The 9,230-nt window shown below is 65.6% G+C and carries 7 protein-coding genes; 3 read left to right on the top strand and 4 right to left on the bottom strand.

Translation table 11 applies throughout. The features are described from left to right. Positions 1-361 precede the first annotated feature (361 nt). Genes JDV76_RS00040 through JDV76_RS00025 form a run of 4 tightly spaced genes read right to left on the bottom strand, consistent with a single transcriptional unit; the run spans position 362 to position 5,320 of the window. Positions 362-1,981: a dipeptide ABC transporter ATP-binding protein gene (locus JDV76_RS00040; protein ID WP_198734851.1), complete on the bottom strand. Its 1,620-nt coding sequence runs from the start codon at positions 1,979-1,981 to the stop codon at positions 362-364. Next, positions 1,978-2,772, bottom strand: a complete 795-nt coding sequence (locus JDV76_RS00035) for an ABC transporter permease (protein WP_198734852.1) — start codon at positions 2,770-2,772, stop codon at positions 1,978-1,980. The genes JDV76_RS00040 and JDV76_RS00035 overlap by 4 nt, the downstream gene beginning before the upstream one ends. A 50-nt stretch (positions 2,773-2,822) precedes the next feature. Next, positions 2,823-3,767: an ABC transporter permease gene (locus JDV76_RS00030; RefSeq protein WP_376993082.1), complete on the bottom strand. Its 945-nt coding sequence runs from the start codon at positions 3,765-3,767 to the stop codon at positions 2,823-2,825. Further along, entirely contained in the window at positions 3,764-5,320 is a 1,557-nt protein-coding gene (locus JDV76_RS00025) for an ABC transporter substrate-binding protein (RefSeq protein WP_198734849.1), read from the bottom strand. Before JDV76_RS00025 ends, JDV76_RS00030 begins: the two co-directional genes overlap by 4 nt. 94 nt (positions 5,321-5,414) lie before the next feature. On the opposite strand from JDV76_RS00025, the gene JDV76_RS00020 reads away from it, so the two are divergent. The 3 genes from JDV76_RS00020 (at position 5,415) to JDV76_RS00010 (ending at position 8,763) form a co-directional block, all read left to right on the top strand. Beyond that, positions 5,415-6,344: an AEC family transporter gene (locus JDV76_RS00020; RefSeq protein ID WP_198734848.1), complete on the top strand. Its 930-nt coding sequence runs from the start codon at positions 5,415-5,417 to the stop codon at positions 6,342-6,344. Positions 6,345-6,505: 161 nt separating this feature from the next. Beyond that, a complete protein-coding gene (locus JDV76_RS00015; protein WP_198734847.1) occupies positions 6,506-8,341 on the top strand; it encodes a BCCT family transporter in 1,836 nt (611 codons plus the stop codon). A 131-nt stretch (positions 8,342-8,472) separates the two neighbouring features. Continuing rightward, positions 8,473-8,763 (top strand): hypothetical protein, encoded by a 291-nt coding sequence (locus JDV76_RS00010; RefSeq protein WP_198734846.1) that lies wholly within the window; start codon positions 8,473-8,475, stop codon positions 8,761-8,763. Positions 8,764-9,230 lie beyond the last annotated feature (467 nt).

The raw sequence follows: 9,230 nt of genomic DNA, 5'->3' as shown, positions 1-9,230 counted from the left end.
GTTTTGATCCGGGTCGACCGGATCACCACCCTGGGACCGTGTGATATCAGACATGACACCAGGTTACTGAGCACAGCAAAACCAACAACCCCACCCACACCCCCGGGCAACCCCGTCCCAGGTTCCTCGTGCTCAAGAAGTAGAGTGCAGGCTGGGATGTTGCTGACATAGAGGTGTGAGGAACATGCGGGATCAGAAGGCTCGACTGAGGCCTACGAATCGTGAGGGACGCTTTACTTAGTTCTAAGGCGTCACCCTGGTCAAAGAACAACGGCACAGCATTGGTTGGGCCCGGTACTTGCAGCTCCAGATAACAACAAACCGCACTACCCCGAGGTTGACAGGTGCCCGCCGGGTGACCTCACCTCCCCACCAGTCTCGGCACGGCCGCGAGCAGTTCCCGTGTGTAGTCAGCTTGCGGGTTACCCCATATGCGATCGACCGGGCCTGCCTCGACGACGTCCCCGTGGTTGAGTACGAGGACGTCGGAGCACATTTGGCGGATGACGGAGAGGTCGTGGGAGACGAAGAACAGGGCCAACCCGTAGTCGGCGACGAGGTCGCTGAGCAGGTTGAGTACCTGGGCACGGACGGAAACATCCAGGGCGCTGACCGCCTCATCGGCGAACAGCACGTCGGGTTTCACGGACAGGGCGCGGGCGATGGAGATGCGTTGGCGTTGTCCGCCAGAGAATTCGTGCGGGAAGCGGTTGACGGCGTCGGCACCGATCCCGACTTCGCCGAGCACCTCAGCGACCCTGGTCCGCCGCTCCTCACCGGATAGCCCGAGTCCGAGCAGTGGTTCCTCGACGATCGCCCCGATGCGCATGCGGGGGTCGAGTGAGCCCATGGGGTCCTGGAACACCACCTGTGCGCGTTCGGCGTGGGTGACGGTGCCGGTGGTGGGGGAGTCCAGGCCCGCGAGGATCCGGAGGAGGGTTGTTTTCCCGGAGCCGGAGCCGCCGACGATCCCGAGGCGTTGTCCGCGTCGGAGTTCCAGGGACACGTCCCTGAGTGCTTCGGTGTGCCGCCGGGGGCCGAGGAATCCGCGCCGTTTGCCGAGGTAAGTCCGGGATACCCCGGTGGCGGACAGCACGACGTCGCCGATGGGAGGCACGGCGGGCGCTTTGTGGACGTGTCCGGGCCGGTAGTCGCCGGTGGTGGCGGTCTCGACGGTGTAGAGGTGGCCGTCGGGGTCGCGGGCGTCGAGGTCACTGGCCGCGAGCAGCCCCCTCGTGTAGTCGTGGGCCGGGTCGGTGAGGATGTGCTCGGTGGTGCCGCTCTCGACGAGGTGGCCGTCGCGCATGACCAGGATCCGCTCGCACACCCCGGACACCAGTGCCAGGTCATGGGTGATGAACAGCAGGCCGGTGCCGCGCCGCTCGACGAGTTCGAGGATCAGTTCGACGATCTGGCGTTGCACGGTGACGTCGAGGGCGGTGGTCGGTTCGTCGCAGATCAGCAGGTCGGGATCGTTCGCAAGGGCTATCGCGATGAGGATGCGTTGGCGTTGCCCGCCGGAGAGCTGGTGCGGGTAGGCGCTGTAGATGCGTTCGGGGTCGGTGATGCGGACGTCGGCGAGCAGCTCACGTGTGCGGTCGCGTGCTGCGGCCTCGGAGTCGACGGTGCCGTGGTGGGTCATCACTTCGGCGATCTGCGCGCCGACGGTCATCAGCGGGTTCAGGGCGGTCATGGGTTCCTGGAACACCATGGATACCCGCCTGCCGCGGAGTGCCCGCATCCGGCGGTCCGGGTAGTCGATGAGGTTCCCGGTTTCCCCGTCGAGTGTCATCTCACCATGCGCGGAGAGCTCGTCGGGTAGTAGACCCATCAGAGAGAGGGCGGTGAGTGATTTCCCGGAGCCGGATTCCCCGATGAGTCCGACGCGTTCGCCGGAATCGATGGTGAAGGAGACCTGTTCGATGAGGGTTTCCCCGCGTCGCGTGTCGACGCCGAGATCGGTGACGGTGAGCAGGGTCATGAGCGTTTCCTCGTCTTCGGGTCGAACACGTCGCGGAGGCCGTCACCGAGCAGGTTGAATCCGAGGACGGTGCCGGCGATGGCGAGACCGGGCCAGAATGCGAGCATCGGGGCGGACCCCAGGGATGCTTGGGCGGACTGGAGCATCCGGCCCCAGGACGGGTCGGGGGGTGGGGTACCGAGGCCCAGGAAGGACAGCGCGGCTTCGGCGAGGATCGCCAGGGCGAAGGATATGGATGCCTGGACGATGAGCATGCCGGTGATGTTGGGCAGAACGTGCCGCCACGCAATCGCGGGGCCGGAGCGTCCGGCCGTGCGGGCTGCGGCGATGAAGTCGCGGGACATCACCTGGAGGGTTCCGACGCGGGTGACGCGGGCGAATCCGGGGACGGTGGCGATACCGATGGCGACCATCGCCGAGACCGTCGAGGCGCCGTAGATCGCGCCGGCGACGATGGCGAGCAGCAGCGCGGGGAAGGCGAGCAGGAGATCGGCCCCGCGGAGCACGATCGTTTCCACCCAGCCGCGCCGCATTCCGGCCAGGACGCCGAGCGGCGTGCCCACGAGGACGCCGATACCGACGGCCACGAGCCCGACGAGCAGCGTGATGCGGGAGCCGGCCATGATCCGGGAGAACACGTCCCGCCCGTATCGGTCGGTGCCCATGAGGTGCCGCAGGGACGGGCCTTCGAGGCGGTCGGCGGGAATCGCGTGGATCGGATCGTAGGGCGTCCAGATCAGGGACATGAGGCCGAGGGCCACGACGAGGGTGACGATGCCGAGTCCGATCATTCCGGGGATCGGGAGTCTGCGCAGGGTGCGGGTGAGTCCGTTCACGGTGTTCACCGTCCTGTCCGGGGGTCGAGTGCTGTGGCGAGGAGATCGACGAGCATCGTCACGGCGAGGGTGAACAACACGAGGACCATCACTATGGTCTGCACCGTGGTGAGGTCGCGGGTGCTCACGGCGTCGAGAAGCATCGATCCGAGGCCGGGGATGACGAAGACCTGCTCGATGACGACCGCGCCGATCACCAGTGACGCCAACTGCACACCGGTGACGGTGATGACGGGTAGCGCGGCGTTGCGCAGGCCGTGGCGCGTGAGTGCCTGCCAGGGGGACAGCCCCTTGGCGCGGGCGGTGCGGATGAAGTCCTCGGAGAGGATCTCCAGCACGGCGGAGCGGACGTAGCGCGTCATGATCGCGCTCTGCACTGCGGCGAGCGCGCACACCGGCATCACCAGCCGCTGCAGGAACAACCCGACGCCCTGGTCCGGGGGCACCCAGCCGTTGGCGGGCGCCCAGCCGAGGCGCACGGCGAACACGCTGACCAGGAGGATCGCCGCGAGGAAGCTGGGGACGGCGATTCCGACCTGGCTGACGGCGGTGATGGCGATGCCGTCGGCGTGCCGGTGGCGCAGCGCGGCCCAGGTGCCGAGCGGAATCGCGACGGCGAGGGCGAGCAGCATCGCTGTCCCCACGAGGATGAGGCTGACCTGCAGGCGGTCGATCACCAGAGGGGAGATGTCCTGCCCGCTGGTCAGGGACAGCCCGAAGTCACCCCGGAGCAGGCCACCGATCCAGGAGAGATATTGACTGATCAACGGCTGATCCAGGCCGAGGGCAGCCTGTTTCGCCGCGATGAGTTCCGGGGTCGCGCTCACCCCGAGGGCGACGGCCGCTGGATCGCCGGGGACGACCCGCATGAGCGTGAACACGGCGACGGAGGCGATGAAGATCGCTGCCAGGTAGCGCAGGACATGCCTGCCGAGGGTGATGAGCATCAGTCCCGCTCCTCTTCCACACTGATCGTCGCGAGTTCCAGTGCATCGTCGACCGCGTCGGCGTTGACGCCGGTCACCCCGGGCGCGGTGATGACGATGTTCGGATAGTTGAACAGAGTGTCGGCCGCAGCCTCCTCCATGATGGTGTCCACCGCCGCGCGCATCCCCTCGATGTACTCCTCGGGGGTCCCGGCGTCGGCGCGCGCGATGTTCTCGCGGACCTCCGGCGAATCGAAGCCGAGATAGTACTCGGGGTCACCGAACAGGGCCGGAATGTCGCGGGCCTCGATGTGCAGGATGATCGACATGTCGTAGTCGTGCTGCTTGAACACCTTCTGCAGCCAGACGGCTGGGAACTCGGTGGACTCGATCCGGGCGTCGAGCCCCACGTCGCGCAACTGGGAGACGATGATCTCCGACACGGCGTTGGCGTAGGGGCGCGACGGCACCGAGATCACGACCCGGTTGTTCGTCCCGTCGATCCCGGCCTCCGCGAGCAGTTTCCGGGCCTTGTCGGGATTGTAGGGGTAGCGCTCGGATTTCCGGTACCAGGGGTCGGTCGGTGGGACCGGGGCCCCGCCGGTGTCGGTGCCGAACCCGTCCCACGCGGTGTCGATCACGGCCTGCCGGTCGATGGCGTACATGACGGCGCGACGGACCCGGACGTCGTTGAAGGGGGCTCGTCGATTGTTCATCGACAGCAGCACCTCACCGTTGGTGGTGCCCACCTCGACGGTGTACCCGCCGTGAGCGGTGATCGTGTCCAGCAGTTCGGGGGACTGCATGGAATAGACGGCGTCGACATCACCCGAGCGGAGCGCATTCGTCGCACCTACGGCGTCCGCGAAGTAGCGGATCGCTGCGGCGGCGTTCTTCGGCGGCTCGCCCCAGTAGTCATCGCGGGCGGCGAAGGAGATGGACTGGCCGAGTGCGAAGTCGGTGACGGTGTACGGGCCCGTGCCGACGGGATCGGTCGCCAGAGCATCGACACCATCGGGAGTCATCATCGCCCCGACGAAGGTACCCATGGCGAACAACCACTGATTCGACGGCGCGGTCAGCGTCACCTCAAGGGTGTGCGTGTCGACGACGCGGGTATCCGTCACGGGGGACATGAGTTTCTTCAGGCCATTGGTCCAGGCGTCGGAGAGCACCCTGTCGATGGAGAACTTCGCCGTCTCCGCAGTGAACGGGGACCCGTTGGCGAACGTCACACCCTCGCGCAGGTGGAACGTATAGACGGTGCGGTCATCGGACACCTCCCACCCGGTGGCGAGCCACGGGATGATGTGGCCGTCATCGTCGATACGCACCAGCGTCTCGTAGACGTTCGACATCATCGCCTGCGGGATCGCCGCCCCGCCGGTGGTGGTGAAGTCGAGCGTCGCCGGTGTCCCGGAGACCGCGACGACGACGGCGCCGCTGTCCTCGATGGCCGCGGTCTGGGTGGCCGTCGAACCGGCGGAACACCCCGCGAGCGCGAGCGTCGTCCCGGCTGCCACCAGGGTCGTCGCCGCCCCGTGACGAATCCGATCATTGAGGTGGGTCACATCCATGACGAACAGGGTAGCGCCTCCGCTCCGGGCAACCGATACCGCCCCTGTTGCAGGACAGGTATGTATCTCGGGGTGCCGGTGCAACAATGGGCAGGTGACTGACGTGGCCGCTGGATTCAGCATGGTGTTCGGCGTCATCGCCGTCGGCGCGCTCGTCGGCAGACTCCGGGTTCTGGGGGAGAACGCCCCGCAAGTACTCAACCGCTTTGTCTTCTTCGTCGCGCTGCCGGCCCTCGTATTCGGGCGGGTGGCGGTGGCGGACTGGTCGACGATCATGGCACCGTCCTCGGCGGTGAGCGCCGTGTCTGCCCTTATCGTCGGGGTCGGGGTATCTTCCCTCACCCGGCTCCTTCCCGGTGTGTCCGGCCCGGCGGCGGTCATCGCAGGCCTGTCGTCGTCGTACTGCAACGCGGCGAATCTCGGTCTTCCCCTGGCGGTCCATGTCCTTGGGGACGCTGCCGCCGTCGTACCGCTGCTGCTCTTCCAGGTCGGGTTCTACGGTCCGCTCACGTTGACGCTCCTCGAGTCATTGACCGGGGGCCGGGGGTTGTCGCCCCGGATTCTGATCCGGTCGGCGTTGGCGAACCCCGTGGTTGTGGCGGCTCTCGCCGGAGGAGTGTCGAATGCCTGTGGGTGGCGGCCCGCAGGGCCCGTCGATGGGGCTGTGTCTCTGCTCGCCGGTGCAGCGGTCCCGGTGGCCCTCATTGCCTTCGGCATGTCGCTCGCGACGGTGCGCGTGTTGGATTCGGCGACCGTGTCCCGCCGCACGCTGGCGGTGGCGGTGGTGGGGAAGAACATCGTGCACCCGGTCGTCGCCTGTCTTCTCGGCGTCGCTCTCGGTCTGGATGAGGCGATGCTGCTCACCGTGACCGTTCTAGCGGCGTTACCCACGGCGCAGAACGTGTTCGTCTACGCGGACAGATACGGTGTCACCACCGGTTTGGCACGGGACGCGGCGGTCATCTCCACCATGGTGTCGGTGCCGGTAATTGTCGCTGTTTCCGCGTTGCTCGGCCGGTGGTAGGGCTCGTGAGGGCTGCATATCCACACCTCAAATAACGCTGTGTACTGCGATAATGGATGTTAGCCACGTCTGGGGGTGGCTAAGGCGGTGATTCGGCAAATGGCGAATGATGTTCCTAATCTGGTTCGCGTTCCTATCAGCCACCGACGAAGGCGTGATCCATGAAGTCGCCCGGACAATCCGGACCAGCCCAGACCACCCCACCTGAACAGTCCACTGAAGAAAGCCCCGAGAATAACGTTTTCTTCGGGTGGCTGAAAACGGATCCCCTCATCTTCTTCCTCTCCGGAGGGATCATCGTCGCGTTCGTCGCGGCCGCCGTCATCTTCGGTGAGAATGCGCGTCGAGCCCTTGAGGGGATAGCCACCTGGCTGCTCACTGACCTCGGCTGGCTCTACATCGGTGGTGTGTCCATCTGTGTGGTGTTCCTGCTCGGGGTATTCGTCTCTCACTTCGGCCGGATGCGCCTCGGTGATGACGATGACGAACCCGAGCATTCCGTGCTGGCCTGGTTCGCGATGCTGTTCGCCGGCGGCATCGGTGCTGTCCTCATGTTCTGGGGCGTCGCCGAACCACTGCACCACATGACCAACCCGCCGATGGCCGATGTCGAACCCGGTTCCCAGGAGGCCGCCGTCGAGGCGATGGCGTTCACCTTCTACCATTTCGGTGCCCACATGTGGGTCATCATGGCACTCCCGGGGCTGGCTCTCGGATACTTCATCTATAAGCGGAAGCTGCCCCCGCGCCTGAGTTCCGTGTTCGCTCCCGTCCTCGGCGCCCGGATCTATTCGTGGCCCGGGAAACTCATCGACGTCCTTGCCATCGTCGGCACAGTGTTCGGTATCGCGGTGTCCGTGGGCCTGGGGACCCTCCAGATCAACGCCGGTATGAACATGCTGTGGGGCGTCCCGGTAATGGGCCTCGTCGAACTGGGCATCATCGTATTCATCACCCTGATCGCCTCGATCTCCGTGGCCAGTGGCCTGGAGCGGGGCATCAAGGTGCTGTCCAACGTGAACATCGCCATGGCCGTCGTCCTGATGGTCTTCGTCCTGATCACCGGACCGACACTCACCCTGCTCCGCTCCACCGTCCAGGGCTTCGGCATCTATGTAGACAATGCCCCCGGCATGATGTTCTACACCGATGCATTCGGCAACAATCCCGGATGGCAGGGCTCCTGGACCGTTTTCTACTGGGCGTGGACGATCTGCTGGTCGCCGTTCGTCGGCATGTTCGTCGCCCGTATCTCCAAGGGGCGCACCGTCCGTGAGTTCATTGCCGGTGTGATCTGCCTGCCCGCGATCTTCTCGGTGATCTGGTTCGCGATCTTCGGTCGCGCCGGTTTCGAGGTTGAAGCGCTCGATCCCGGTGTCCTCGTCGGCCCCGTCGTGGAAGAAGGCAACACCGCGGCCGCTCTGTTCACGTTCCTCGATTACTACCCGGCGACTGGCGTCGTCAGCATCTTCGCATTAGCGATCGTCGTGATCTTCTTCATCACCTCAATCGACTCGTCAGCGATGGTCACCGACATGTTCGCTACCGGCGAAGAGGATTCCTCACCCGTCTACTACCGGATCATGTGGGCGTGTGCCATCGGTGCCGTCGCCGGCGCGCTGCTCATCATGAGCCCCGACACCGGTATCGAGACCCTGCAGCAGGTCGTCATCATCGTCGCGCTGCCGTTCTTCATCATGCAGTTCGTGATGATGTACTCCCTGATGAAGGGCATGATTGACGACGCCGCGGCCAAACCGAAGATGCTCACCAGGCAGTGGGAACAGACCGACTCCCCGGAGAAGCTCGCCGAGCAGGAGAACCGTCCCGCGCCCGGCTATGACGCAGACGGGAACCCACTGCCGCCGCTCGCCTACGAATACGACGAGGACGGCAACATCGTCATCTCGGGCAACGTCGTCGTCGACGGGGACCTCGACGTCAAAGGAGGAGAGAACAAGGAATCCGACGAGAAGGAGACCGTGAAGGACTCCTGACCCGGAACGAGATTCATCACCGCGGACACCGCCTCATGCATACAGCCGAGGCGGTGTTTCTCTGTGCGTGCCCCATCGGCCGGGTGTCAGCAGTGAAACCTCGGTTCACCTGAGCTGTGTGGTTGGTCGAAATGCTTCTGTTCCGTCGCGGTTGTGACGCCGATGGCAACCGGCGCCCCATGATCCTGGAGGCCCGGGCACCACCGGCGACAACAACCGATTCGACGTCACAGCCGGATGCACTCCGGGTCGGCCACAGTCAACGAGACAAGCTACGCATCCTGTACCCGACCACAGGCGACGTCATTCACCCCTGGGGTGTGTTTGGTGGGGTTTTCCGGGCCCAGTCACCAATCACCGGCGGCACCGTCAACGGCGCCGGGCCGAGGATCTTCTCCAGATTCCCCGACCGCTCCACCTGAGACAACACCGACGACGGTTTCTTCTGATCCCGACGACCACCACCAACCCCACCCATCGGCACACCACCAGCCACCCCACCACGACCCACACCCGCACCCTGCGCACCACCGGATGCCACTTGACCCCCAGCACCTGTACCCACAGGCGAAACAGCCCCACCAGGCCGCGGACCCACCCCACCACCGGGCACACCGGCACGGCCCACACCACCAGGCCCCACACCCGAACCAACAGGCCCCCGGACACCGGCCACCGAACCCGACACCCCACGACCCACACCACCCGACGATGCACCCGACACGGTACGGCCACCACCGGTGCCACCGACACCACCGAGAACAACCCCACCAATAGAACCCCCACCAGCCCCCGTGGCGGTGGCAGGGTGTGCGACACCACCGAATGCAGCCGGACCGGTCACAGTCGGTAACACCCCACCACCAGCACCGGACACACCCGGACCGGA

Origin of the sequence: Corynebacterium marambiense (assembly GCF_016342275.1) — a bacterium.
Taxonomy (GTDB): Bacteria; Actinomycetota; Actinomycetes; order Mycobacteriales; family Mycobacteriaceae; genus Corynebacterium; species Corynebacterium marambiense.
This window is presented reverse-complemented; position numbering and strand designations above follow the sequence as displayed.

Excerpts from the sequence above, each read along its gene's own strand:
- JDV76_RS00040 (WP_198734851.1), bottom strand. The coding sequence starts at position 1,981 with ATGACCCTGCTCACCGTCACCGATCTCGGCGTCGACACGCGACGCGGG.
- JDV76_RS00035 (WP_198734852.1), bottom strand. The coding sequence starts at position 2,772 with ATGATCGGACTCGGCATCGTCACCCTCGTCGTGGCCCTCGGCCTCATG.
- JDV76_RS00025 (WP_198734849.1), bottom strand. The coding sequence starts at position 5,320 with ATGGATGTGACCCACCTCAATGATCGGATTCGTCACGGGGCGGCGACG.
- JDV76_RS00010 (WP_198734846.1), top strand. The coding sequence starts at position 8,473 with ATGCTTCTGTTCCGTCGCGGTTGTGACGCCGATGGCAACCGGCGCCCC.
- JDV76_RS00015 (WP_198734847.1), top strand. The coding sequence starts at position 6,506 with ATGAAGTCGCCCGGACAATCCGGACCAGCCCAGACCACCCCACCTGAA.